This is a genomic window from Streptomyces paludis, assembly GCF_003344965.1.
Lineage (GTDB): Bacteria > Actinomycetota > Actinomycetes > Streptomycetales > Streptomycetaceae > Streptomyces > Streptomyces paludis.
This window is the reverse complement of record NZ_CP031194.1, coordinates 3,474,098-3,498,900: the sequence shown is the minus strand read 5'-3', so window position 1 is coordinate 3,498,900 and position 24,803 is coordinate 3,474,098. Positions and strand designations below refer to the sequence as shown.

Genomic DNA, 24,803 nt, shown 5'->3' with positions numbered 1-24,803 from the left:
CCGGTCCCTCCCCCAGGGGGTGTGTCAGCCCAGGTCGGGGGCGTGCATCGCGCGTACGCCCTCGATATTGCCGTCCAGGTAGTGCCGCAGTGACAGGGGTACGAGATGGACGGCGGCGATGCCGACGCGGCTGAACGGCACCCGGACGATCTCGTACTCCCCGTGCGGCTCGTCGATCTCGGGGCCGTGCCGCCGGGAGAGATCCATCGACTCCAGCCGGCAGACGAAGAAGTGCTGCACCTTCACGCCGGTGACACCGCCGTCCGCGATGTGCTCGATGGTGTCGACGAAGCAGGGCACGACATCAATGATCTTGGCGCCCAGCTCCTCGTCGATCTCGCGGTGGAGCGCGTCGACGACGGTGGCGTCGCTTCTCTCCACCCCGCCGCCGGGGGTGAGCCAGTACGGATCCACTCCGGGTTTGGTGCGTTTGATCAGGATCAGGTCAGCGCCGTCCAGCAGGATGGCGCGTGCGGTGCGCTTGACCACGGGCCGTTCGGTCATGGGAAGAGGTTCGCCCGCGACACGCCGTCTGAAACGTTCCGGGACACCGTGGTCACCAGCCGACGGCGGCGCGCAGCAGCCACTCGTGCGCGCGTGCGATGGGGGTGAGGGCGAGGGTGCCGGTGCGTACGACGAGGAAATAGGTGCGCAGCGGGGGCACGGGCGGGTCGAGGAGCGCGACCACCTCGCCGCGTTCGAGCGCCGCTTCGCACAGATAGCGGGGAAGCACGGCGAGCCCGGCCCCGGCGGCGGCGCACTCCAGGACGGCCCGCAGATCGGGGACGATCACGGTGCCCGCGGTGGCCGGCCGGGAGTCGAAGACGGCGGCCCAGTAGCGCGAGACGAGGGGCAGGGACTCGTGCACCTCGACGACGGGCAGCTGCTCCAGCACCACCTGCCCCTCGCGGAGCACGGTGTGGCCGAGCCGGGCGGCCCAGCGGGGCGCGGCGATCAGCACATGCTCCTCGTCGCAGAGCGGAGTCGCGGTGAGGAGTCCGCCGCGCGGGCGGGCTGTGGTGATGGCCAGATCGTGGTGCCCGGCGGCCAGGCCCTCCAGGGTCTCCTCGGTGTTCGTGAAGAACGAGGTGCGCAGGGCGAGGCCCTCGGCGGTGAGCGGGGTGAGGGCGGGGAGCGCGCGCAGGGAGGTGAATTCGGGCGGTCCGGCCAGATGGAGGGTGCGGACGCCGGACGCCTCGTCGAGGCCGGTCTCGGCGATCTCGACGAGCGCGTCGAGATGGGGAGCGGCGCGGTGCGCGAGTTCGTCGCCGATCGTCGTGGGGGTCACGCCGCGGGCCTGGCGCAGGAAGAGCGGGCGGCCGAGCTGGCGTTCCAGGGTGCGGATCTGGCCGGTGACCGCGGGCTGGGAGAGGCCCAGCAGCGCGGCGGCGCGGGTGAAGGAGCCGGCGCGGTGCACGGTGACGAACGTACGCAGCAGGGCCAGGTCCATGTCCTGCTCTCCTCTTTCCGCCTCGCCCCCGCGGTAACTCCGGACCGTCAACTATAAATAAGTCGATAGGTCGCTGTCGCTACTGTGATTGGACACTGACGCAGAGTCAACTAGCCTTGGGCAAATGGTTCTCCGCGCGTGGAACCTGGGACGGTCCGAGCCATGAGGGGGGAGGCTCGGACCGTCCGTTCGTGCGGTCCCCGGGTCAGCCGGCCGTCTCGTCCAGGGCGCGCAGGACGTCCGCGACGATGTCCTCGGGGTCCTCCGCCCCGACGGAGAACCGGATGAAGCCCTCCGGCACGGCGTCGCCGCCCCACCGTCCGCGCCGCTCGGCGGTGGACCGTACGCCGCCGAAGCTCGTCGCGTCGTCCACCAGCCGCAGCGCGCCGAGGAAGCGTTCGGCCCGGTCCCGGTCGGGCAGGACGAACGAGACGACGGAGCCGAAGCGCCGCATCTGCCCCGAGGCGACGGCGTGCGAGGGATCGCCGGGCAGTCCGGGGTAGCGCAGCCCGGTCACCGCGCCGTGCTTCTCCAGTGCCCGGGCCAGCTCCAGCGCGGTCGCGCACTGCCGGTCGACACGGAGCTGGAGCGTGGCCAGGGAGCGGTGCGCGAGCCATGCCTCCATGGGGCCGGGGATGGCGCCGACGACCTTGCGCCAGCGCCGCACGCCTGCCGTGAGCAGCGGATCGGCGCTGGTCACATGGCCGAGGAGGATGTCCCCGTGGCCGGTCATGCCCTTGGTGTCGCTGGCGACGGAGAAGTCCGCGCCCAGCTCCAGCGGCCGCTGGCCGAGCGGGGTGGCGAGGGTGTTGTCGACGGCGACGAGGGCGCCCGCGTCGTGCGCCGCGCGCACCAGCCGGCGTACGTCGCAGACGTCGAGCCCGGGGTTGGACGGGGTCTCGATCCACAGCAGCCGGGCCCCGTCCAGCACACGCAGCTGGGCGTCGCCGCCGGTCGGCGCGGTCCGTACCGTCACGCCGTACGCCTCGAGCCGTTCGCGCAGCAGCGGCAGGGCCTGGTAGCCGTCGTCGGGCAGGACGACGGTCTCGCCGGCCGACAGCTGGGAGAAGAGCACCGCGGAGATCGCGGCCATCCCGGAGGCGAAGGTGACGGTCTCGACGGTCCGCCCCGGCGCCTCCAGCTCGCTGATGGCGCGTTCGAGATGGGTCCAGGTCGGGTTCTCGTCGCGGCCGTAGGTGTACGGGCCCGTCGGCTCGCCCGGCAGATGGAAGTGGGCGGCGAAGACGGGTCCCGGCAGGGTCGGTTCGTAGGGGACGGGGTCGGGCAGTCCGGCCCGGACGGCCCGGGTGCCGTCGCCGACGTCCGCGCGGGGATCAGTCATTGTCGGGAAGCACGACGTTCATGGCCCAGGAGACCACGGAGATGATCAGGCCGCCGAGCACCGCGGTCCAGAAGCCCTCGACATGGAAGCTCAGGTCCAGCTTGTCCGCGAGCCATGAGGTCAGCAGCAGCATCAAGGCGTTGATCACCAGCGTGAACAGGCCGAGGGTGAGGACGAACAGGGGCAGGGTCAGCAGCTTCACAACGGGCTTGACGACAAAGTTGACCACGCCGAAGAGCAGCGCGACGAGGACCAGGGTCAGGGCCTTTTTGCCGGTGCTGTCGCCGGTGAGCGTGATGTTCTGGATGAGCCAGACCGCCACTGCCAGGGCAGCGGCGTTGGCGATCGTCTTGACTAGGAAATTCTTCATGTGTCTGATCGTGGCATGAAGGCATTCCGACTGGATGAGCTGGAGGCGGAGCGAGCCGCCAACGACGGCGCGTATCTGCAGTTCGTGCGCGAACGCAACATGTCCGTGGGCCTGTACGCGCTGGACGCGGGGACCACCGACCCGCAGCGGCCGCACGCGCAGGACGAGGTGTATCTCGTGATGAGCGGGCGGGCCTCGATCACGGTCGGGATGGAGACGACTCAGGTGGCGCGGGGCAGCGTGGTGTACGTGCCGGCGGGGACGCCGCACAAGTTCCACCACATCTCGGAGGATCTGCGGGTCATGGTCGTGTTCTCCCCTCCCGAGGGCTGACGCCGGGCCGGTTTCCCTGAGTGTTCCGGCCTCCGACCCTCAGTCGGTCCTCAGGGTCGGATCAGGGAAGAGCGGGGGATCGCGGAGCCCCCACCGGCGGCACGCGCGTTCTAGCATCGAAGGCGTAAGGAGATTCCACTGGCACTCGGTGAAGCGAGGTAGGAGCGATGGCGGTTCAGGAGATATTCACGGGGATGCCGTGGTGGGTGAAGTGGATCGCGGTGCCCGTGATCGCCATCGTCGTGTTCGGCGGGCTGATCGCCAGCGTGCTGACGTTCGTGATCAGCCTGCTCTTCAAGGTGCTGGTCTTCGTGGCGCTGGTCGGCGGGCTGATCTATGTCGTGCGCAAGTTCATGTCGTCCTCCTCGTCCTCGCGCGGCGACTGGTAGGGCTGTCGTCCCGTAGGCCCGTATGACGGTTAGCCCGCGAGAGGGAAAGGTGAACGGGAAACCATCCCGGGCCGCCACCTGCCCCTAGAGTGGCAAACCGCTGCCGCACCCTGGGAAAACACCCTCAGCGATCGCCATGACCATGGGTTTGTGCGATCTTTCCGGGCGGGGTCTCACGGAATCTCGGGTCCGCCTCCGGTTCTCCGGATGCCGGGCCCCGGTTTCCTCAGGGGTGCGGCGGGCGCGCGGGGGCGGCCCCCGCGGGCGGGCATCTGCCCGTCGGCACGCCTGGGGGTGACCTTTGGCCACAGCTACATCCACCGCAGTCCCCACCCTGATCGGTTCGGTGCGACGGGCGCTGAGACTGCTGGAAGCGGTGGGTTCCCATCCGGACGGGGCCACGGCCAAACAGCTGGCGCGTGAGGCCGGGGTGTCGCTGCCCACCGCCTATCACCTGCTGCGGACGCTGACCTACGAGGGCTATCTCCGCCGCGAGCGGGGGGTCTTCGTCCTGAGCGACGCCGTGGGACGGCTCGCGTGCGGCGAGGCGCTCGGCGGTCGCGGCCCGCACCGCGGCAACGGGATCGCCGATTCGCTCGGCCACTGGCGCGACACCGTCCGAGCCCCCGTGTACTTCGCGGTCTACCACGAGGGCGAGATCTGCCTGGTCGCCGTCGCCGACAGCCCCGCGGCGCCCGCGGTCGACGACGGGGCCGACTTCCGCGAGACGGCGCATGCCCACGCGATCGGCCACTGTCTGCTGAGCCAGCTCGGTCCCGCGGCGCGGCGCGATCATCTCGACCGCCACCCGGTCCGCCCGCGCACCCCCTACTCCCTGCCGGACGGAGCCGCTCTGCTGGCGCGGCTGGGCTCCCTGGGACGGATGGAGCCGGTCGTCGAACGGCAGGAGTACGCGCTCGGCACCGTCAGCGCCGCGGTGCCCGTCACCGCCGGATCCACCGCCGCCGCATTGGCCATTTCTCTACCACTCGACCAAGAGGCGCGACTGCTGCCGGCCGTCGAATGGTTACGGAGAGAGATCGGCACGCTCCTGACCTCCCTGGCCTTCTCTATCAGTATCTGAAAAATTACTCCTTGTGATCTGCTAGCGCTTACAGCACGATGGCGTCAAGAGGGTCCATGGGGATCATTCCCAGCCACTGCTTCATCTACTCCGGAGAATCACGATGCGCGAGTCGGTCCAGGCCGAGGTCCTGATGAGCTTCCTCGTCTCCGAGGAGCTCTCGTTCCGTATCCCGGTGGAACTTCACTACGAGGTGAGGGACCCCTACGCGGTACGGATGACCTTTCATCTGCCCGGCGACGCCCCCGTCACCTGGACGTTCGGTCGCGAACTGCTGCTCGACGGCATCAACACCCCCAGCGGGGACGGCGATGTGCATATCTCGCCGACCACGCCCGACGATCTCTCCGATGTCCATATGCGGCTCCAGGTGGGCGACGACCACGCGCTCTTCCGGGTCAGCGCCGCCCCGCTGGTGGCCTTCCTCGACCGTACGGACCGGTTGGTCCCGCTCGGCCAGGAGTGCGCCCTCAGCGACTTCGAGGGCAATCTGGAGCAGGCGCTCGGCCGTATCCTCGCCGAGGAGAACGCCGGCTGACCCGGGCCGGACGCCGGCCGGGCAGAGCCGTGCGGGTGATGCGGTACGGGGCTACTTCTTGCGGCGGCGGCCCCGGCCGCCGAGACCGCGCGCCGAGGAGCCCGGCAGCGGCGTCGAGAGCGTCTCCTCGGGCCCCACGGGCGTGGCGCCCGCCGGGCCGTCCCACCCGCCGGTCCCGGCGCCCGCCGTACCGGCCTGAGCCGCCCCCGGGGCTTCCGGCGCGCCCGGTGCAGGCGTTCCCGGGCCACCCGGGCCTCCTGGGCCCGCCGTACCCGGCGCGGAGGCCGGCCGGGGCGGGTTCCCCGGGGCCGGGCGGTCGGCGGAGACCACGAGCGCCGCCAGCGCCGTTGTGACCGGGACGGAGGCGACCAGCCCGATCGAGCCCACCAGCGTCCGTACGATCTCCTCCGCGACCAGTTCGCTGTTGGCGACCGAGCCCACGCTCGACTGCGCGATCGAGAAGAGCAGCAGCAGCGGCAGCGCGGCGCCCGCGTAGGCGAGCACCAGTGTGTTGACCACCGACGCGATGTGGTCGCGGCCGATCCGGATGCCCGCCTTGTACAGATCGCGCGGCCCCATCGTCGGATCCGCCTGACGCAGCTCCCAGACCGCCGAGGTCTGGGTCACCGTCACATCGTCGAGGACACCGAGCGAACCGATGATGACACCGGCCAGCAGCAGACCGCTCATATCGATCTCCGGATAGAGACCGTGGATCAGACCTGTGCTGTCGTCGGTGTTGCCGGTCAGACTCGCCCAGCCGATGAAGAGCGAGCCCAGCAGCCCGATCAGCAGCAGCGAGATCAGGGTGCCGAGCACCGCGACCGAGGTCCGGGCCGTCAGCCCGTGGCACGCGTACAGCGCGATCAGCATGATCGCGCTGGCCCCCACCACCGCCACGACCAACGGGTTCGACCCCTGAAGGATCGCCGGCAGGATGAACAGCGTCAGAATGGCGAAGGAGATGATGAGCGCGACCAGCGCCATCACCCCGCGCATCCGCCCCACCGCGATCACCACGAGCGCGAAGATCGCGGCCAGCAGCGTCATGGGGAACCGGCGGTCCACATCGGTCACCGAGTACTGGAGATCACGCGGCGCGTCGGGGGCGTACGCGACCACGACGCCCTGTTTCACGTGAAACTGCCGGGGGGCGTCCGGCTGGACGATCTCGATGAACGTCCGCCCCTTCTCCTTGCCGCTCTCCAGCTGGATCGTGGCCTTCTTGCACTTCCCGGTCTCCCCCTGCACCGCCTCCCGCCCCTGCGGGGTGGAGGTGTCGCCCGTCGACGGGATCTGAGAGGCGTTCACGTCCTTGCAGTCGATGCTTTCGAGCTGGACCACCTTCCCCTGCACGGTCTGCCGGTCGAAGCCGACACCGGTGCGCTCGTGCGCCGGGGCGCCACCCGGCCAGAGCACCGCGAGCCCGACGACCACCGCGGTCGCGAACGGGATCAGCACCGCCGCGATGACCTTACGGAGGTGCTGCGAGACCGGTGCGGCGGGCCCATGGCTGTGGGAGTGGCCATGCGCGTGGCCGTGCGGATCGTGAGTCTGCTGGGGTGAGGTCACCGCCAGATCATCGCAAGAAGCGGGGGGCACTCTGTTCAGCACGCCGGAAATGACGCTAGCGTGGGGACACCTTTGCACACGCGGGAGCTCGGAGCACCGGGCTGAGAGGGCGCTGACAGCGGAGACCCGGGGACTGTTCCCCGAGTTCCTGAGCTGCGCCGACCGCTGAACCTGTTACCGGGTAATGCCGGCGTAGGGAGTAGGTCTCATGACCGTTCAGGACGCACGCACGCCTGCCTCCGATTCGGGGAATCCGAACGAGGCCGGGAAGTCCATCGGCTGGCACAAGGGATACATCGAGGGCTCACGCCCCGATCTCCGGGTGCCGGTCCGTCAGGTGCACCTCACCAACGGCGAGGACGTGACGCTGTACGACACGTCGGGCCCGTACACCGACCCCACCGTCGAGACCGATGTACGCCGCGGTCTCGCGCCTTTCCGGGCCAACTGGATCATCGCGCGCGGCGACACCGAGGAGTACGAGGGGCGGCCGGTCCGCCCCGAGGACGACGGACTCAAGCACACCGCCCCGCGCGGGGGAACCCTGCGGAGCGGTACCGCCGATCTGCGCGGGCTCGACGCGGTCTTCCCCGGCCGCCCGCGCCGTCCGCGCCGGAGCCGGGACGGGCAGCCGGTCACCCAGCTCTCCTATGCCCGCCGCGGGGAGATCACACCGGAGATGGAGTATGTCGCGATCCGCGAGAACGTCTCCCCGGAGACCGTCCGTGAGGAGATCGCGGCGGGCCGCGCCGTACTGCCGGCCAACGTCAACCACCCGGAGATCGAGCCGATGATCATCGGCAAGCGTTTCCTGGTGAAGGTCAACGCCAACATCGGCAACTCCGCGGTCACCTCCTCCATCGAGGAGGAGGTGGACAAGATGACATGGGCGACCCGCTGGGGCGCGGACACGGTCATGGACCTCTCCACCGGCCGCAACATCCACACCACCCGTGAGTGGGTGCTGCGCAACTCCCCCGTCCCCATCGGCACCGTCCCGCTCTACCAGGCGCTCGAAAAGGTCGACGGCAAGGCCGAGGAGCTGACCTGGGACATCTACCGGGACACCGTGGTCGAGCAGGCCGAGCAGGGCGTCGACTACATGACGGTGCACGCCGGAGTGCTGCTGCGCTACGTACCGCTGACGGCCCGTCGCAAGACCGGCATCGTCTCGCGCGGCGGCTCGATCATGGCCGCGTGGTGCCTCGCGCACCACAAGGAGTCGTTCCTGTACGAGAACTTCGAGGAGCTGTGCGAGATCCTCGCGGCGTACGACGTGACGTACTCGCTGGGCGACGGGCTGCGGCCGGGGTCCATCGCGGACGCCAACGACGAGGCGCAGTTCGCCGAGTTGCGCACCCTGGGCGAGCTGAACTCGACCGCCAAGCGGCTGGGTGTCCAGACGATGATCGAGGGGCCCGGCCATGTCCCCATGCACAAGATCAAGGAGAACATCGACCTCCAGCAGGAGATCTGCGAGGAGGCCCCGTTCTACACGCTCGGCCCGCTGACCACGGATGTGGCCCCGGCGTACGACCACATCACCTCCGGGATCGGCGCGGCGATGATCGCCTGGTGGGGCACCGCGATGCTCTGCTACGTCACCCCGAAGGAGCATCTCGGGCTGCCGGACCGCGACGACGTCAAGACGGGCGTCATCACGTACAAGATCGCGGCGCATGCGGCGGATCTCGCCAAGGGGCATCCGGGGGCGCAGGAGTGGGACGACGCACTGTCGGACGCCCGGTTCGAGTTCCGCTGGGAGGACCAGTTCAATCTGGCTCTGGACCCGGACACGGCACGGGAGTTCCACGACGAGACGCTGCCGGCGGAGCCGGCGAAGACGGCGCACTTCTGCTCGATGTGCGGCCCGAAGTTCTGCTCGATGAAGATCTCACAGGACATCAGGCGCCGGCACGGCGCGGAGATCGGCGCGGAGACCGGGGCCGATACCGAGGCGGGCATCGAAGCCGGCATCGAGGCGGGGATGGCCGAGAAGTCCAGGGAGTTCGCCGCGGCGGGCAACCGCGTCTATCTTCCGCTGGCCGACTGATCCACTGACCGACCGGCCGATGCCGATGCCATGACGGGCGGGCCGCGGCCGGAGTCCGGGGGCGCTCCGGGCTCTGGTCGGGCGGGCCGAGTCGGGCTGGGCCGGGTCCCGTGGAACGGGCGCCGGCCGGGGATCACTCCGGCCGGCGCTCCGGGCCGAAGTCAGGGCTGGAGAAGTCCGGGCTGCTGAAGGTGGGGCGCTTGCCGGGCGAGGAGTCCTCGTCCGGACTGCCGAAATCGGGGCTGGAGAAATCAGGGCTCCCGAAGTCGGGGCTGCTGAAGTTCGGACCCTTGCCAGGTGTGGAGCCCTCGTCCGGGCTGGCGAAGTCGGGGCTGGAGAAGTCCGGGCTCCCGAAGTCGGGGCTGCTGAAGTTCGGACGTTTGCCGGGCGTGGAGCCCTCGTCCGGACTGCTGAAGTCGGGGCTGGAGAAGTCGGGACTGCCGAAATCAGGGCTGCTGAAGTCGGGACTGCTGAAGTTCGGGCGCCGGCCGTCGGCGGAGCCCTCGTCCGGGCTGCTGAAGTCGGGACGGCTGTAACCGATCTTGGGCAGCCCTCTGGTGGGGCTGGGCGGTCCCGGCGCGGTCGGGTCGGCGCTCGGATCGGCCAGCGCGGACCGCAGGAACGGCAGGATTCCGCGCTCCCGCACGGCATGACGCCAGGCGTCCCGGGCGCGGGCCACCTCGTCCGGCAGCTCCTTCCTCGGCGCCTCCTCCGCCGGGACCTGTGTCGCGCTGTTGCGCAGCGCCGTGACCACCAGGCCGATCGCGGCGGCGAGGACCCCGAGCCCGGTGACGGCCGCGAAGAACCAGCCGACGGCGAGCATGCTGCCCGCGAAGGCGGGCGGCGGGTCGAGTGCTTCGAGGAGATAGCCGACGAGCAGGAAGATGATGGCGGCGGTGCCTCCCAGGATCGGGAGCAGCACCGCGATGACCGCGGTGAATCCGGCGCCGGAGCCCGGCGTTCTGTCGTCCGCGGCGTCCAGGACGGCTTCCTGGACGGAGACGGCGAGGGCCGGTGCGCGGGCGTCGTCGCGGATCTTGGCGTAATGCTGATACTCCGGGGCCGCCGCGGAGGTGATCAGCGTGGTGGAGTTCAGGGCCATGGTGCGCAGTTGTGCGGTATTGAGCCGACGGCCGATCTCGGCGAGATCGGGGCGTTCGTGTGCATTCCTCAGTACATCGTCGAGGATCCGCTCGAAATCCGCGCGATCCTCGCTCTGGAGGTGTGGAGCGCTATTCATGGGTGTGCATCCCCCGATGCTCTGTGGGGCCGTCGTCCGTGAGGTACGGACAATCGGCGGAAACGGAGGAGAGCCTGCTACGGATAAGGCGATGGTAGAGCTGTTTTGGCGGGACGGGACAGAGGGTTTCCGGAAAACGCCGTTGGGGCTTTCCTCCGGACACTCCCCCTGACGGTCGCTCAGCCGGTCAGGGGAAGCTGGACCACCAGCAGTTTTCCTGCCATCGTGACGCCGCCGTCCATGGCGATGGCAAGTCCATCGGCATATACGTGCGGCCCTTCCACCAGAGGGCCGGAGTCCTCTTCGCCGTCCGCCGCGTCCTCGGTGCCGACTTCCCCGAGGAGATAGGGAATGGGGCTGTGGCCGTGGACGACGCGCTGTCCGCCGTACTGGGAGAGCAGTTCGCGAACGGCCTCGGGGCCGCCCTCGTCACGGAACGCGAAGCGCTTGGTGAGCTTGCGGAACAGATCCCAGCATTCGTCGGCGTCATTGCGGGTCAGGATCTGATGGACCGTGTCGTTGACGTCGTCGATCGTGGATCCGTAGTCCAGATAGGCGGTCGTGTCGGAGTGCATCAGCAGATGCCCGTCCTGCTCGACGACCGCGTCGAGCCGTGACATCCACTGAAGATGGACGTCCTGGAGCCGCTCCATGTCCGTGCGCTGGCCGCCGTTGAGCAGCCAGGCGGCCTGGAAGGTGGCGGTGCCCGCACCGGAGTTGACGGGGGTGTCGCCGAAGCGCTTCGCGCCGATGAGCAGCAGCTCGTGATTGCCCATCAGGGCCTTGCAGTAGCCGCCGGAGGCCGCCGCTTCGGCGGAGAGCCGCATCACCAGATCGATGACGCCGATGCCGTCGGGGCCGCGGTCGGTGAAGTCGCCGAGGAACCAGAGGCGGGCGTTGCCCGCGGCCCAGTGGCCCTCGGCGTCGATGAGGCCCTGCTCGGCCAGCGCGCCGATCAGTTCGTCCAGATAGCCGTGGACGTCACCGACGGCGTAGAGCGGGCCGAGACCGTCGGCCGCGGCGGGCGTCTCGACGGGGTCCACCCGTACCAGGACGGTGTCCCCCCGGTTGATCACCGGGAGGTCGCGCACGGTGGGTGTGTAGTCCGCGGGCAGTTCGTCCGCCGGGATGGCGTTGCCGGGGTGCACGGACGACGGACCGTCGGCCGCGGCGGGGGACGGACCGCTCGCCGCCGGGGCGGGCAGACCGCCCGCCGGGGCGCCGGCGGGTTCGGCCGGTCCGGGCTGCCGCGGCTGTTCGGGCTGGTCCGGCTCCCCGGACCGCACGGGTACCTGCGCGTACGGCGGTACGCGGAAGTCGCGCAACGTCGCCGTCCGCACCACGGGTCCCTGGCCGGCCCCCTGTGTCATCGACCCCTCCACCACCGTCGCGCCGCCGTACACCTCTCGGGCCTGCCCGGCCGGGATGGGGATCTGCCCATCGACGATAGGGGAAAGTCCGTGGTGTCGTGCGCCCATCATAGGAACGCCGCTGGTCCTGTGGGACGCACCAGGGGTGGTGAATCCCGTCGGACCTTTGGTTCGGCGGCGTTTTTCGCGCCGATCGCCCGAAATGCGAAAGGTCTGATCCTCCAGCCGATTCCCGAGAGTCTACGGCCGGCCGGCGCGCCGCCTCGCGGGAACCGGGCACGGTCAGTCGCCCGCGGGGGAGCGGGGCGGGCTGACCGTGGTGCGGGGCGGGCGCCGTTGCGACGACGTCCGGATGATCAGCTCGGTCGGTATGACCTGCTCCACCGGCCGGTCGTTGTCGATCCCCTCGATGGCGTCGATGAGGAGCTGGACGACGGCGGTGCCGATCCGGCGCGGTTTGAGCGAGAGCGTGGTGATGGGCGGTTCGGTGGCCGCGTACACCGTGGACTCGCTGCAACAGACGATCAGCAGGTCCTCGGGGACGCGCAGGCCGTACCGCCGGGCGGCGGCGAGGAGGTCGGTGCCGTTGGGGTCGAAGAGCCCGTAGACGGCGTCGGGGCGGTCGGGGCGGGCCAGGAGCCGGTCGGCCGCCACGGCCCCGGCACAGGGGTCGTGGGCGGGGTACGACTCGTACACCGGTTCCTGGCCGACCCGCTCGCACCAGCGCAGATAGGCGGTGGTCGAGAGCCGGGTGTAGGTGTCGGTGGTGGTGCCGGTGAGGAGGCCGATCCGGCGGGCGCCGGCGTCGGCGAGATGGTCGAGGAGATCGAGGACGGCCGCCTCGTGGTCGTTGTCGACCCAGGCGGTGACGGGAAGGGTGCCCGCGGGCCGGCCGTCGGAGACGACGGGAAGGCCCTGGCGGACGAGTTCCGCCACGACGGGATCGTGGTCGGAGGGGTCGATGACGACGGTGCCGTCCAGGGCGACGTTCGCCCAGACATCGTGTCGGGAGGTGGCGGGGAGGATGACGAGGGCGTAGCCGCGGGCGAGCGCGGCCGAGGTCGCGGCCCGGGCCATCTCTGCGAAGTAGGCGAACTCGGTAAAGGTGAAAGGTTCATCCCCGTACGTGGTCACGGTCAGGCCGATGAGGCCCGATTTGCCCGTACGGAGGGTTCTGGCCGCGGCGGACGGCCGGTAGCCGAGGCGCTCGGCGACCTCCCGGACATGGCGTCTCGTGGCGTCGGGTAAGCGGCCCTTGCCGTTGAGCGCGTCCGAGACAGTCGTGATGGAGACACCGGCTGCGGCGGCCACGTCCCTGATGCCCGCCCGGCTTTGCCGGTTTCCCCGGCGGGTTGTGTCCGTCCGGCTCACCTGGTGTTTCCCTGCTGCTGTCATGGCGAGCCGATAGTAGGGCTCGGGCGGGCGGTGGGGCCGGTCGCATATGCACCCGGCAGCAGGCACGTTTCTGCATGGTCTAAAAAGCTTAACTGCCCATGAAGGTAAGGTAGTTGGTGTAGTTTGCCATGGTCTCCTGTGCGAGGAGCGGTCTGGACCTGTTGAAGGGGCCATGTTTCGAAGAGGTCTCAACTCACCACTACGGGGGATGCGCGCCACGGCGCGAGCCACGGGCGCGCGCCAGGACGGCGAACGCGCCCCTCGGGCGGCGCCCCGTGCGCGGGCCCTTCGCGGGTCCTCGGCGGGCCCTTCGCGACGGCCGGGAACCTCATAAGCTGAGCATGGGGGCGGACGTCCGGACCGGGAGCGGCCCGTACGGCCGGGCCCCCGTACCCCTGTACGGACCCGTGAACGGCCGAGGAGGACCTGCGGTGAGCGAGACCAGCCCCAAGCTGCGCGCCGAGCTGGACGGCATTCCCACGTACAAGCCGGGCAGGCCGGCGGCGTCCGGCGGGCCCGTCGCGTACAAGCTGTCCTCCAACGAGAACCCGTATCCGCCGCTGCCCGGGGTGATGGACCGGGCGATAGCGGCCGCCGGGTCCTTCAACCGCTACCCCGACCTGGCCTGCACCGGACTGCTGACCGAGCTGGCCGGCCGCTTCGGTGTGCCGGCCGCCCATCTGGCGACGGGGACCGGCTCGGTGGGCGTCGCCCAGCAGCTGATTCAGGCCACGGCGGGACCGGGCGACGAGGTCGTCTATGCCTGGCGCTCCTTTGAGGCTTACCCGATTATCACCCGGATTTCGGGGGCGACTCCGGTGGAGGTGCCGCTGACCGGGGAGGACGTGCACGACCTCGACGCGATGGCCGACGCGGTCACCGAGCGGACGCGGCTGATCTTCGTCTGCAACCCCAACAACCCGACCGGTACGGCGGTGCGCCGGGCCGAGCTGGAACGGTTCCTCGACCGGGTGCCGGGCGATGTGCTCGTGGTGCTGGACGAGGCGTACCGCGAGTTCGTCCGCGACCCCGAGGTGCCGGACGGCGTCGAGCTGTACCGCGACCGGCCGAATGTGGCCGTCCTGCGCACCTTCTCCAAGGCGTACGGTCTCGCCGGTCTGCGGATCGGCTTCGCGATCGCCCACGAGCCGGTCGCCGCCGCGCTGCGCAAGACGGCGGTCCCCTTCGGGGTGAGCCAGATCGCGCAGGAGGCGGCGATCGCCTCGCTGCGCGCCGAGGACGAGCTGATGGGCCGGGTCGGGTCCCTGGTCACCGAGCGGGCGAGGGTCCGGCAGGGGCTGGTGGGGCAGGGCTGGACGGTGCCGGAGACGGAGGCCAACTTCGTCTGGCTGCGGCTCGGCGCGCGCACCCAGGACTTCGCGGCGGTCTGCGAGGCGGCCGGGGTGGTCGTACGGCCCTTCGCGGGCGAGGGGGTCCGGGTGACGATCGGCGAGCACGAGGCCAACGACCTGTTCCTGCGGACGGCAGAGGCGTTCCGCAAGGAGCTGTAGGGGTTGTAGGGGCTGCGGGGGTTAGTCGGGCTCTTGCGAAGCCGGCGCGGAGAGTTTCGGCCGAGGGCGGTCCCATGCGGGGCCGCCCTCGGCCGTCCCTGCCCGCCGTTCAGGTACCCCCCCCACGCGAAGATCGGGAAAGTGTGTGCGACATAATGCTTGTGAATGTGAACGCGTTCACAAGCGTGTCCCGTTCCTGGTGGTACGTCCAGGGCGAAAGGGGCAGGCCGCCGCCGCTGTGACCATGGCGATGTGATGTAAGGAGAGAAGACGTGGACCTCGCTCTGGCGCCGGAGACCCTGGCGCGCTGGCAGTTCGGCATCACCACCGTCTACCACTTCCTCTTCGTTCCCCTGACGATCTCGCTCGCGGCGCTCACCGCCGGGCTGGAGACCGCGTGGGTCCGCACGGAGAATCCCAAGTACCTCAAGGCCACCAAGTTCTGGGGCAAGCTCTTTCTGATCAATATCGCGATGGGCGTGGTCACCGGCATCGTGCAGGAGTTCCAGTTCGGAATGAACTGGTCCGACTACTCGCGCTTCGTGGGGGATGTCTTCGGCGCCCCGCTCGCCTTCGAGGCGCTGATCGCCTTCTTCTTCGAATCCACCTTTATCGGACTGTGGATCTTCGGCTGGGACAAGCTGCCGAAGAAGATCCATCTGGCCTGTATCTGGATGGTCTCGATCGGCACGGTGCTCTCCGCGTACTTCATTCTGGCGGCCAACTCCTGGATGCAGCACCCGGTCGGCTACCGCATCAACAAGGAAGCCGGACGGGCCGAACTCACCGACTTCTGGAAAGTGCTCACGCAGGACACCGCACTCACCCAGTTCTTCCACACCCTGACCGCGGCGTTCCTGGTCGGCGGCGCCTTCATGGTCGGAATCGCGGCCTTCCACCTGGCGCGCAAGAAGCACATTCCGGTGATGCGCACCTCACTGCGGCTCGGCCTGATCACGGTGGTCATCGCGGGAATGCTCACCGCCATTAGCGGCGACACCCTCGGCAAGGTCATGTACAAGCAGCAGCCGATGAAAATGGCGGCGGCCGAGGCCCTGTGGGACGGCGAGAAGCCCGCGCCGTTCTCGGTGTTCGCCTACGGAGACGTCGACAAGGGGCACAACTCCGTCGCCATCGAGATACCCGGACTGCTCTCCTTCCTCGCCAACAGCGACTTCACCTCGTACGTCCCGGGCATCAACGACGTCAACAAGGCCGAACAGGAGAAGTACGGGCCCGGCGACTACCGGCCCAATATCCCCGTCGCCTACTGGAGCTTCCGCTGGATGATCGGCTTCGGCATGGCGTCCTTCGCCCTCGGGCTGCTCGGCCTCTGGCTCACCAGGAAGAAGTTCCTGCTGCCGGCCGCGCTGCGGACGGGGGAGGACGAGGTGCCGCATCTGGTGCTCTTCCGGAACAAGGCGCTCAGCCCGAGGTTCGCCACGTGGTACTGGGTCACCGCCCTCTGGACGATGCTCTTCCCGCTGATCGCCAGCTCCTGGGGCTGGATCTTCACCGAGACCGGCCGTCAGCCCTGGGTCGTGTACGGAGTGCTGCGCACGGCCGACGCGGTCTCCCCGGGCGTCTCCCAGATCGAGGTGCTTATCTCGATGGCCGTCTTCACCCTGCTGTACGCGGTCCTCGCGGTGATCGAGGTCCGGCTGATGGTGAAGTACGTCAAGGCCGGGCCGCCGGAGCTGACGGACGACGACCTCAACCCGCCCACCAAGATCGGCGGCGACCATGCGGACGCCGACCGGCCGATGGCCTTCTCGTACTGAGGAGTCGATGAGCCATGGAACTCCACGACGTCTGGTTCGTGCTGATCGCCGTCCTCTGGACCGGCTACTTCTTTCTCGAAGGGTTCGACTTCGGCATCGGGGTCCTCACCAAGCTGCTCGCCCGTGACCGCGCGGAGCGACGGGTCCTCATCAACACCATCGGGCCCGTCTGGGACGGCAACGAGGTCTGGCTGCTGAGCGCCGCCGGAGCCACCTTCGCGGCCTTCCCGGACTGGTACGCGACGCTCTTCTCCGGCTTCTATCTGCCGCTGCTGCTCATCCTGGTCTGTCTGATCCTGCGCGGTGTCGCCTTCGAGTACCGGGCCAAGCGGCCGGAGGAGAGCTGGCAGCGCAACTGGGAGCACACGATCTTCTGGACCTCGCTGCTCCCCGCCGTGCTCTGGGGGGTCGCCTTCGGCAACATCGTGCACGGGGTCAAGATCGACGCCCACAAGGAGTACGTCGGCGGTCTCGGGGATCTGTTCAACCCGTACGCGCTGCTCGGCGGGCTGGTCACGCTGGCCCTCTTCACCTTCCACGGCACGGTGTTCGCCGCGCTGAAGACCGTCGGCGACATCCGGGTGCGGGCCAGGAGGCTGGCGCTCGGGCTGGGCGCGGTCGCCGCCGTACTGACCCTCGGGTTCCTGGTCTGGACGCAGCTGGACCGCGGCGACGGCGGCAGCCTGATCGCGGTGATCGTCGCCCTCGTGGCGCTGGCCGGGGCGATCGTGGCGATAGCGGCGGGGCGCGAGGGCTGGTCGTTCGCGCTCTCCGGGGTGACGATCGCGGCCCTGGTCGCCACGTTCTTCCTTACGCTCTTCCCGGACGTCATGCCGTCCTCGCTGAACGACGCGTGGAGCCTGACCGTCACGAATGCCTCCTCCACCCCGTACACCCTGAAGATCATGACCTGGTGCGCGGGTATCGCCACTCCGGTGGTGATGCTCTACCAGGGCTGGACGTACTGGGTCTTCCGCAAGCGGATCGGTACGCAGCACATCGCCGACGCCACCCACTGACGAAGGCGGGTGTTTCACGTGAAACCAATCGATCCGCGACTGCTCCGGTACGCCCGCGCCACCCGCTTCTTCCTGGCGGCGGTCGTGGCGCTCGGGCTGGCCGGTGCCGGGCTGGTCATCGCCCAGGCGATGCTGATCGCAGAGCTGGTGGTCGGCGCCTTCCAGCACGGGCTGGACGGGACCGCGCTGCGTACCCCGCTGCTTCTGCTGGCGGCGGTGGCCCTCGGGCGCGGTCTGGTCGCCTGGCTCACCGAGCTGGCGGCCCATCGGGCGAGCGCGGCGGTCAAGTCCGAGCTGCGGCGACGGCTGCTGGCTCGGGCGGCCGAGCTGGGGCCCGCGTGGCTGAGCGGCCGGCGTACGGGCTCCCTGGTGGCGCTCGCCACCCGGGGAGTCGACGCCCTGGACGACTACTTCGCGCGCTATCTGCCGCAGCTGGGGCTCGCGGTGGTGGTGCCGGTGGCGGTGCTCGCGCGCATTGTCACCGAGGACTGGGTCTCGGCCGCCGTCATCGTGGTGACCCTGCCGCTGATCCCGATGTTCATGGCGCTCATCGGCTGGGCCACCCAGTCCCGGATGGACCGTCAGTGGAGTCTGCTCTCCCGGCTGTCGGGCCACTTCCTCGATGTAGTTGCCGGACTGCCGACGCTCAAGGTCTTCGGCCGGGCCAAGGCACAGGCCGAGTCGATCCGTACGATCACCACGCAGTACCGGCGGGCCACGCTGCGGACACTGCGGATCGCCTTCCTGTCGTCCTTCGCGCTGGAGCTGCTCTCGACGCTGTCGGTGGCGCTGGTCGCGGTCGGTATCGGGATGCGGCTCGTCCACGGAGAACTGGATCTGTACACCGGCCTGGTGGTGCTCGTTCTCGCGCCCGAGGCGTATCTGCCGATCCGGCAGGTCGGCGCCCAGTACCACGCGGCGGCCGAGGGGCTTGCCGCCGCCGAGGAGATCTTCACGGTCCTGGAGACCGCTCCTCCGGCGCGCGGTACGAGCGCGGTGCCCGGCGCGCCGAGGCTGGAGCTGACCGGGGTGACGGTCCGCCACCAGGGCCGTACGGAGCCCTCGCTCGACAACGCCTCCCTGACGGTCGAGCCGGGCGAGACGGTCGCCCTGGTCGGCCCGAGCGGCGTGGGCAAGTCCACGCTGCTCCAGGTGCTGCTCGGGTTCGCCGTGCCCGACGAGGGCCGGGTACGGGTGGACGGCCGCGAGCTGGCCTCCCTCGACCCGGACCGCTGGCACGAGCGGATCGCCTGGGTCCCGCAGCGCCCCCATCTCTTCGCCGGGACCATCGCGGAGAACGTCCGGCTGGCCAGGCCGGACGCCGAGGCGGCGGCGGTGTGGGACGCGCTGCGCGACGCGGGCGCGGCCGACTTCGTGGCCGCGCTCCCCCGGGGCCTCGACACCCCGCTCGGCGAGGACGGGGCCGGGCTCTCGGCCGGTCAGCGCCAGCGGCTCGCGCTGGCCCGCGCCTTCCTCGCGGACCGCCCGCTGCTGCTTCTCGACGAACCCACGGCCGCGCTGGACGGGGAGACGGAGGAGGGCATCGTCGAGGCCGTACGCCGGCTGGCGGTCGGCCGTACGGTCCTGCTCGTCGTCCACCGGCCGGCGCTGCTCGCGGTGGCGGACAGGGTGGTGGAGCTGCCGGCCCGGACCGTACGGACGGCACGGGAGACCGGCGACGGGCTGCCGACGCCCTTGGCGTCCGGCGCGCGGGAGCCGGACGCGTGGGACGCCGTGGAGGACATCATCGGGAGCGCCGCCGGGGACGCCGAGGAGGACGTCCCGCGGCCCGCCGGCTCCGGCGCGTACGACGGGTTCGATGCGTACGACGGCTCCGGTACGTACGACGGGTTCGCGGCGTCCGGGAAACCCCTCGCGCGGATGCGGGCCGCCGCCGGGGCGCTGCGCGGGCGCTTCCTGCTCGCCCTGCTCCTCGGAAGCTGCGCCCTGGGCTCCGCCGTCGGGCTCATGGCGGTGTCCGGCTGGCTCATCTCGCGCGCGTCGGAGCAGCCGCCCGTGCTCTATCTGATGATCGCGGTGACGGCGACCCGTGCCTTCGGCATCGGCCGGGCCGTCTTCCGCTACGCCGAGCGCGTCGTCTCCCACGACGCCGTGCTCAGGATGCTCGCGGACCTCCGGGTCTCCGTGTACCGGCGGCTGGAGCGTGTCGCCCCCGCCGGACTGCGCGAGACGCGTCGCGGGGATCTGCTGTCCCGGCTGGTCGCGGATGTGGACGAGCTTCAGGACTACTGGCTCCGGTGGCTGCTGCCCGTCGGCAGCGCCCTGCTCGTCGGCGCGGGCACCGTCGGATTCACCGCGTGGCTGCTGCCGGAGGCGGGCGCCGTCCTGGCCGCCGGGCTGCTCGCCGCCGGGGTGGGCGTACCGCTGCTGAGCGCGGCGGTCACTCGCCGCGGTGAGGGGCGGCTGGCCCCGGCGCGCGGGCTGCTCGCGACCCGGGTCACCGATCTGCTCGCCGGTATGGCCGAGCTGACCGTCGCGGGTGCGCTGAAGGGCCGGCTGGAGCAGGTACGGCGGGCCGACGGCGCGCTCACGGCCATCGCGTCGCGCGGTGCGAGCGGCAACGCGCTCGGCAGCGGCCTCTCGGCCCTGATCTGCGGACTGACCGTGGCCGTCGCCGCGTTCGTCGCGATCCCCGCCGTTGGTGACGGGCGGCTGGCCGGCGTCGAGCTGGCCGTGATCGTCCTGACGCCGCTCGCCGCGTTCGAGGCCGTCGCCGGGCTGCCCCTCGCCGTACGCCACCGCAGGCGGGCCGCGCGCGGCGCCGAGCGGGTGCACGAGGTGCTGGACGCCCCCGTACCCGTACAGGAGCCGGCGGAGCCCGCCGCCGCCCCCGTGTCGCCGTTCCCGCTGGAGGTACGCGGACTGACCGCGCGCTACGCCGGGCAGCGGCGGGACGCGCTCAGCGGTCTCGATCTGACGCTGACCGAAGGGAAGCGCGTCGCCGTCGTCGGCCCCTCGGGCGCGGGCAAGAGCACGCTCGCCCAGGTGCTGCTGCGCTTCCTGGACGCGCGTGAGGGCGAGTGCCGCCTCGGCGGTACGGAGCTGGCCGCGCTCGACGGGGACACGGTCCGGCGCTTCGTCGGGCTCTGCGCCCAGGACGCGCACCTCTTCGACAGCTCCGTACGGGAGAACCTGCGGCTCGCCCGTACGGACGCGTCCGACGACGCGCTGCGCGACGCGCTGCGCCGGGCCCGGCTGCTCGACTGGGTGGACGCGCTGCCCGCCGGTCTCGACACCCTCGTCGGCGAGCACGGCGCCCGGCTCTCCGGGGGACAGCGGCAGCGTCTGGCGCTGGCCCGCGCGCTGCTCGCGGACTTCCCCGTACTGATCCTGGACGAGCCCGCCGAGCATCTGGACCTGGCGACGGCGGACGCCCTGACCGCCGATCTGCTGGCCGCGACCGAGGGGCGGACGACGCTGCTCATCACCCACCGGCTGCGGGGTCTCGACACGGTCGACGAGGTGATCGTGCTCGACGGGGGCCGCTGCGTACAGCGTGGTCCGTACGCCGAACTCGCCGCCGGGGAAGGGCCGCTGCGGCGGATGCTGGAGCGGGAACGGGCCGGGGATCTGCTCGGCGTCCAGAAGTCGACTTTCCCTGTCAAATAGGACTTACTAGGCTCTTGGGTATGAAAGTGCCCGAGCCCATGGATCCCCTCGAAGCCGCCACCCACGCGGCCGGCAGTCTGGAGGGCCTGTCCGCCGAGGCCACCGCTCGGGTGCCGCAGCTGCTGGAAGCGATGTGCTCAGCCGGCGCGGGGCTGGGGCTGCACGCCACACTCGACCGGATCTGCGGGACCGCGGCCGAACTCATCGGGGCCCGGTACGCCGCGATCGGCCTCCTCGACGAGACGGGCGAGCGCCTCGCCGACTTCGTCGCGTACGGGGCCGGGGAGGACATGGCGCGGCGGATCGGGCGCCGGCCCGACGGGCACAGCGGGCTGCTCGGCGCCCTGATGCGGCATCCCGACCCGATCCGGCTCGCGGATCTGACCACGGACCCGCGCTCCGTCGGATTCCCGCCGGGCCATCCGCCGATGCGCACGTTTCTCGGGGTCCCCATCCAGGTGCAGGGCGAGACCGTAGGCAACTTCTATCTGACGGAGAAGCAGCCGTCCCAGCGTGGCGTGGGTGCGCGCCGGGAGGGGGGCGACGATCAACGGGACGGGTTCAGCGACCACCCTGACGGGTTCAGCGATCACGACCTGCGGATGCTGCGCGTCCTGGCCAACGAGGCCGGCACCGCCATCGGCAACGCCCGGCTGTACGAGGCCGCCCGGCAGCGCGAGCGGTGGATCGACGGCTCGGTCGCCGTCACCACCGCCCTGCTCTCCGGGGGCGGCGACGATGCCGACGACGCGCTCTCCGTCGTCGCGGAACAGGCCCGCAGACTCGCGGATTCCGCGGTCGGGGTGGTGATGCTGCGCACCCCGGAGGGCGGGCTGGAGATCGTGGCCGTCTCGGCCGACCATCCCACCACCAGACCCGGTGATGTCATCCCGGCCGACAGCCCCGTCGTCGCGACCGTCCTGGCCGGCGAACCCGTCTTCGTCGACGACGCCCCCACCGACCCCCGGATGATGACCCCGCCGGACACCGGGTTCGGCCCGAGCATGCTGCTGCCGCTGCGTACGGACGGCCGGGTGCTCGGCGCGCTCATCACGCCCCGGCTGCGCGGCGCGCGCCGCTTCGGCGCGCGGGAACGGGCCCTCGCCACCCAGTTCGCCTCGCAGGCGGCGCTGGCGCTGATGATGGCCGAGGCACAGCGCGACCGCGAGCGGCTGGCCGTCCTGGAGGACCGCGACCGGATCGCCCGCGATCTCCACGATCTCGTCATCCAGCGGCTGTTCGCGACCGGGCTGATGCTGGAGAGCGCCCACCGCGGCGCGGTCGCGCCCGAGGTCCACCAGGGCATCGACCAGGCGGTCGAGGCCCTCGACGTGACCATCCAGGAGATCCGTACGGCCATCTTCGCGCTCCAGCAGGGCTCGGCCGAGGCACCGGCCGGGCTGCGCACCCGGGTCCTGCGGGAGATCAACATGGCGGCGGTGCCGCTGGGCTTCCGGCCGGGCCACCGCTTTGTCGGCCCGGTCGACGCCGCCGTCGGGGAACTCGTCGGGAAGAACCTGATCGCCGCGCTCCGGGAAGCCCTCTCGAACGCCTTCCGGCACGCGCGCGCCACCCGGATCGAGGTCGTCGTGGATGTCACCGTACGGCTGCCCGACGGCCGGGGCGCGGTGCGGCTGTCGGTCGCCGACGACGGGGTGGGTATCCCGGCGGGCGGCCGCCGTAGCGGGCTGCGCAATCTGCTGCGGCGGGCGGAGTCGCTGGGCGGGTCGAGCAGCTGCGCGAGCGGGCTCGCGCCGGGCGGCGGTACGACGGTGATCTGGGAAGCCCCGCTGTGAGACTTCCGCGCTCCCGTGGTTAGGGCAGGTTGGTCACGGCTGCCGCCGCGCCAGGATCTCCTCGATGATGACCGCCACGCCGTCCTCGTTGTTGGTGACCGTACGGCCGGAGGCGGCGGCCAGTACGTCCGGGTGCGCGTTGCCCATGGCGTAGGAGCTGCCGGCCCAGGTCAGCATCTCCAGATCGTTCGGCATGTCACCGAAGGCGACGACCTCGTCGGAGGAGATGCCGCGCTCGGCGCAGCAGAGGGCGAGCGTGCTGGCCTTGCTGACGCCCGGGCCGCTGATCTCCAGCAGCGCGGACGGGCTGGAGCGGGTGATGTTGGCGCGGTCGCCCGCCGCCGTACGGGCCAGGGCGAGGAAGCCGTCGGGGGTGAGGTCGGTGTGGTGCGCGAGCAGTTTCAGCACCGGGACGGTGTCCGCGAGGGCCGAGGCCGGGGGAGCCTGCGCCGGGCCGCTTTCGCTCAGCAGGTGCTCGGCGGTGCCCAGACTCACGGCCGGGTCGTCGGCGAAGCGCGGGTACCGCGGCTCGTAGTGGATGCCGGTGGTCGTCTCCACCGCGAAGGTCGTCCCCGGCGCGGCGTCGCGCAGCGCCCGTACGACGTCCAGCGCCACCGTACGGTCCAGCGGGCGGCTCCTGAGCAGCTTGCCGCCGGCGTGCAGATCGACCACCGCCGCGCCGTTGGCGCAGATCGCCATGCCGTGACCGTGTACGTGGTCGCTGACGACGTCCATCCAGCGGGCCGGCCGGCCGGTGACGAAGAAGACCTCGATCCCGGCCTCCTCGGCGGCGGCGAGCGCCTTGACCGTACGCTCCGAGACGTATTTGCCGTCGTGCAGCAGGGTGCCGTCCAGATCGGTGGCGATCAGCCGCGGCCGGGCGGGGAGCGGGGAGTCGTCGGGCGGGGTCTGAGATCCACGGGGCAGGGTCACGGGATCATTCTCGCGCACGGATCCGCACGGGCGTGCGGAGGGGCGCACATCTGAGTGGGCGTCGGGTGCGGTGCTCCCGGCGCCCACCGCGCGAGGGCTTCGGACGGGTTCGGACGGCTCGGGCGCGCTCTCAGGCGGGCTCGGCCCGGCTCGGAGTGGCTCGGCCCGGCTCGGAGTGGCTCGGACCGGCTCAGGACTCCGGTGTGCCGAGGAGGGCGACCATCGAGAAGGTCGCGCCCTGGGGGTCCTGGACGATGGCCAGCCTGCCGACCTTCTCGATGTCGAAGGGCGGCACCAGCAGCGTCCCGCCGGCCCGGACGAGCGCGTCGACCGTGCTGTCCGTGTCGTCCACGGCGAAGCTGACGAGCCAGTGCGGCGGGACGCCCTCGGGCAGGTTCTCCATGCCCTGGAGGCTGCCGACCGTACGTCCCTTGACCTGGAAGCCGGTGAATCCCGGCATGCCGGGCATCGGTCCGGCCTCCAGGCCCAGCGCGGCGCGGTAGAAGGTCCCGGCGGCCTCAGGGTCGGAGGTGCTGAGCTGGTTCCAGACCAGCGCGCCCGGCTCGTTGACGATCTGGGCGCCGGGGAAGTCCAGCGGCTGCCACACCCCGAAGAACGCGCCCTGGGGGTCCGTGGCGATCAGCATGCGGCCGATCGTGCCGACATCCATGGTCGGGGAGATCACCGAGCCGCCGTTCGCGCTGATCGCGCTCTGGGTGGCGTCCGCGTCCGCGCTGGAGAAGTACGTACTCCAGTGGGGTGGCGGCGCGGGCTCGGCGCCCTCGGGGGCCATCGCCTTCATGATCCCGGCGACGGGCTTGCCCCTCAGGGTGCACATCGAGTAGCCACCGAACTCCTCGGGGCCGATCTCGCCCTGCCAGCCGAACAGGTCCCGGTAGAAGTCCAGGGCGGCCTGCTGGTCGGGGACCATCAGATCGACCCAGCAGGGCGTGCCGGGCTCGTACGGGGTGGTGACCTCAGGCATCTCGCGTCTCCA

19 protein-coding genes and 1 pseudogene are annotated in these 24,803 nt (G+C 70.7%); 10 read left to right on the top strand and 10 right to left on the bottom strand.

The genetic code is table 11. The features are described 5' to 3' along the window. Nucleotides 1-24 precede the first annotated feature (24 nt). The 4 genes from DVK44_RS15355 to DVK44_RS15340 all read right to left on the bottom strand — a co-directional run bounded on the left by DVK44_RS15355 (nucleotide 25) and on the right by DVK44_RS15340 (nucleotide 3,162). Nucleotides 25-504 carry an NUDIX domain-containing protein gene (locus DVK44_RS15355; protein ID WP_114660188.1) on the bottom strand — a complete coding sequence of 160 codons (480 nt, stop codon included), beginning with the start codon at nucleotides 502-504 and terminating at the stop codon, nucleotides 25-27. Nucleotides 505-556: 52 nt separating this feature from the next. Then, nucleotides 557-1,450 (bottom strand): LysR family transcriptional regulator, encoded by an 894-nt coding sequence (locus DVK44_RS15350; protein WP_114660187.1) that lies wholly within the window; start codon nucleotides 1,448-1,450, stop codon nucleotides 557-559. Between the two features lie 205 nt (nucleotides 1,451-1,655). Beyond that, complete coding sequence (locus DVK44_RS15345) at nucleotides 1,656-2,792, bottom strand: cystathionine gamma-lyase (RefSeq protein ID WP_114660186.1); 1,137 nt, start codon at nucleotides 2,790-2,792, stop codon at nucleotides 1,656-1,658. Continuing rightward, on the bottom strand, nucleotides 2,785-3,162 hold the full coding sequence (locus tag DVK44_RS15340; protein ID WP_114660185.1) for a phage holin family protein: 378 nt from the start codon (nucleotides 3,160-3,162) through the stop codon (nucleotides 2,785-2,787). The genes DVK44_RS15345 and DVK44_RS15340 overlap by 8 nt, the downstream gene beginning before the upstream one ends. A gap of 15 nt (nucleotides 3,163-3,177) precedes the next feature. Between DVK44_RS15340 and DVK44_RS15335 the strand changes: the two genes are divergently transcribed. The 4 genes from DVK44_RS15335 (at nucleotide 3,178) to DVK44_RS15320 (ending at nucleotide 5,506) form a co-directional block, all read left to right on the top strand. Then, a complete protein-coding gene (locus DVK44_RS15335; RefSeq protein WP_114660184.1) occupies nucleotides 3,178-3,495 on the top strand; it encodes a cupin domain-containing protein in 318 nt (105 codons plus the stop codon). A 167-nt stretch (nucleotides 3,496-3,662) separates the two neighbouring features. Continuing rightward, a complete protein-coding gene (locus tag DVK44_RS15330) occupies nucleotides 3,663-3,884 on the top strand; it encodes a DUF5326 family protein (RefSeq protein ID WP_114660183.1) in 222 nt (73 codons plus the stop codon). A 301-nt stretch (nucleotides 3,885-4,185) separates the two neighbouring features. Then, nucleotides 4,186-4,968, top strand: a complete 783-nt coding sequence (locus tag DVK44_RS15325) for an IclR family transcriptional regulator (protein WP_114660182.1) — start codon at nucleotides 4,186-4,188, stop codon at nucleotides 4,966-4,968. A 103-nt stretch (nucleotides 4,969-5,071) separates the two neighbouring features. Beyond that, the gene (locus DVK44_RS15320) at nucleotides 5,072-5,506 is read left to right on the top strand and encodes an SsgA family sporulation/cell division regulator (RefSeq protein WP_114660181.1); all 435 of its coding nucleotides are present in this window, start codon (nucleotides 5,072-5,074) and stop codon (nucleotides 5,504-5,506) included. Nucleotides 5,507-5,557: 51 nt separating this feature from the next. Here the strand turns inward: DVK44_RS15320 and DVK44_RS15315 are convergent, their stop codons facing one another. After that, the gene (locus tag DVK44_RS15315; protein ID WP_114660180.1) at nucleotides 5,558-7,078 is read right to left on the bottom strand and encodes a YibE/F family protein; all 1,521 of its coding nucleotides are present in this window, start codon (nucleotides 7,076-7,078) and stop codon (nucleotides 5,558-5,560) included. A 208-nt stretch (nucleotides 7,079-7,286) separates the two neighbouring features. On the opposite strand from DVK44_RS15315, the gene thiC reads away from it, so the two are divergent. Further along, nucleotides 7,287-9,131, top strand: a complete 1,845-nt coding sequence (gene thiC / locus DVK44_RS15310; RefSeq protein ID WP_114660179.1) for a phosphomethylpyrimidine synthase ThiC — start codon at nucleotides 7,287-7,289, stop codon at nucleotides 9,129-9,131. A gap of 418 nt (nucleotides 9,132-9,549) precedes the next feature. Here the strand turns inward: thiC and DVK44_RS15305 are convergent. From DVK44_RS15305 to DVK44_RS15295, 3 genes and pseudogenes are all read right to left on the bottom strand, one after another. Continuing rightward, nucleotides 9,550-10,371 (bottom strand): annotated as a pseudogene (locus DVK44_RS15305) (hypothetical protein); the annotation flags it as partial. Between the two features lie 179 nt (nucleotides 10,372-10,550). Then, nucleotides 10,551-11,756, bottom strand: coding sequence for a metallophosphoesterase (locus DVK44_RS15300; protein ID WP_408055398.1), 1,206 nt, complete (start codon nucleotides 11,754-11,756; stop codon nucleotides 10,551-10,553). 267 nt (nucleotides 11,757-12,023) lie between these two features. After that, nucleotides 12,024-13,136 carry a LacI family DNA-binding transcriptional regulator gene (locus DVK44_RS15295; RefSeq protein ID WP_114660178.1) on the bottom strand — a complete coding sequence of 371 codons (1,113 nt, stop codon included), beginning with the start codon at nucleotides 13,134-13,136 and terminating at the stop codon, nucleotides 12,024-12,026. Between the two features lie 431 nt (nucleotides 13,137-13,567). Here DVK44_RS15295 and hisC point away from each other — a divergent pair, with 431 nt between their 5' ends. From hisC to DVK44_RS15270, 5 genes are all read left to right on the top strand, one after another. Beyond that, on the top strand, nucleotides 13,568-14,647 hold the full coding sequence (hisC, locus tag DVK44_RS15290; protein WP_114660177.1) for a histidinol-phosphate transaminase: 1,080 nt from the start codon (nucleotides 13,568-13,570) through the stop codon (nucleotides 14,645-14,647). Nucleotides 14,648-14,919: 272 nt separating this feature from the next. Beyond that, entirely contained in the window at nucleotides 14,920-16,428 is a 1,509-nt protein-coding gene (locus DVK44_RS15285) for a cytochrome ubiquinol oxidase subunit I (protein ID WP_114660176.1), read from the top strand. 14 nt (nucleotides 16,429-16,442) lie between these two features. Next, entirely contained in the window at nucleotides 16,443-17,447 is a 1,005-nt protein-coding gene (gene cydB / locus DVK44_RS15280) for a cytochrome d ubiquinol oxidase subunit II (protein ID WP_114660175.1), read from the top strand. A gap of 18 nt (nucleotides 17,448-17,465) precedes the next feature. Continuing rightward, nucleotides 17,466-21,077, top strand: a complete 3,612-nt coding sequence (cydD, locus tag DVK44_RS15275) for a thiol reductant ABC exporter subunit CydD (protein WP_114660174.1) — start codon at nucleotides 17,466-17,468, stop codon at nucleotides 21,075-21,077. A 20-nt stretch (nucleotides 21,078-21,097) separates the two neighbouring features. Next, a complete protein-coding gene (locus DVK44_RS15270) occupies nucleotides 21,098-22,873 on the top strand; it encodes a sensor histidine kinase (protein ID WP_114660173.1) in 1,776 nt (591 codons plus the stop codon). 33 nt (nucleotides 22,874-22,906) lie between these two features. Here DVK44_RS15270 and DVK44_RS15265 read toward each other — a convergent pair whose 3' ends face one another. Together DVK44_RS15265 and DVK44_RS15260 are read right to left on the bottom strand one after the other, a co-directional pair. Continuing rightward, nucleotides 22,907-23,806: a Cof-type HAD-IIB family hydrolase gene (locus DVK44_RS15265; protein ID WP_228447161.1), complete on the bottom strand. Its 900-nt coding sequence runs from the start codon at nucleotides 23,804-23,806 to the stop codon at nucleotides 22,907-22,909. A gap of 190 nt (nucleotides 23,807-23,996) precedes the next feature. Beyond that, the gene (locus DVK44_RS15260; RefSeq protein WP_114660171.1) at nucleotides 23,997-24,791 is read right to left on the bottom strand and encodes a VOC family protein; all 795 of its coding nucleotides are present in this window, start codon (nucleotides 24,789-24,791) and stop codon (nucleotides 23,997-23,999) included. Nucleotides 24,792-24,803: the final 12 nt, after the last annotated feature.

Excerpts from the sequence above, each read along its gene's own strand:
- DVK44_RS15355 (WP_114660188.1), bottom strand. The coding sequence starts at position 504 with ATGACCGAACGGCCCGTGGTCAAGCGCACCGCACGCGCCATCCTGCTG.
- DVK44_RS15350 (WP_114660187.1), bottom strand. The coding sequence starts at position 1,450 with ATGGACCTGGCCCTGCTGCGTACGTTCGTCACCGTGCACCGCGCCGGC.
- DVK44_RS15345 (WP_114660186.1), bottom strand. The coding sequence starts at position 2,792 with ATGACTGATCCCCGCGCGGACGTCGGCGACGGCACCCGGGCCGTCCGG.
- DVK44_RS15340 (WP_114660185.1), bottom strand. The coding sequence starts at position 3,162 with ATGAAGAATTTCCTAGTCAAGACGATCGCCAACGCCGCTGCCCTGGCA.
- DVK44_RS15335 (WP_114660184.1), top strand. The coding sequence starts at position 3,178 with ATGAAGGCATTCCGACTGGATGAGCTGGAGGCGGAGCGAGCCGCCAAC.
- DVK44_RS15330 (WP_114660183.1), top strand. The coding sequence starts at position 3,663 with ATGGCGGTTCAGGAGATATTCACGGGGATGCCGTGGTGGGTGAAGTGG.
- DVK44_RS15320 (WP_114660181.1), top strand. The coding sequence starts at position 5,072 with ATGCGCGAGTCGGTCCAGGCCGAGGTCCTGATGAGCTTCCTCGTCTCC.
- thiC (WP_114660179.1), top strand. The coding sequence starts at position 7,287 with ATGACCGTTCAGGACGCACGCACGCCTGCCTCCGATTCGGGGAATCCG.
- DVK44_RS15295 (WP_114660178.1), bottom strand. The coding sequence starts at position 13,136 with ATGACAGCAGCAGGGAAACACCAGGTGAGCCGGACGGACACAACCCGC.
- cydB (WP_114660175.1), top strand. The coding sequence starts at position 16,443 with ATGGAACTCCACGACGTCTGGTTCGTGCTGATCGCCGTCCTCTGGACC.
- DVK44_RS15270 (WP_114660173.1), top strand. The coding sequence starts at position 21,098 with ATGAAAGTGCCCGAGCCCATGGATCCCCTCGAAGCCGCCACCCACGCG.
- DVK44_RS15260 (WP_114660171.1), bottom strand. The coding sequence starts at position 24,791 with ATGCCTGAGGTCACCACCCCGTACGAGCCCGGCACGCCCTGCTGGGTC.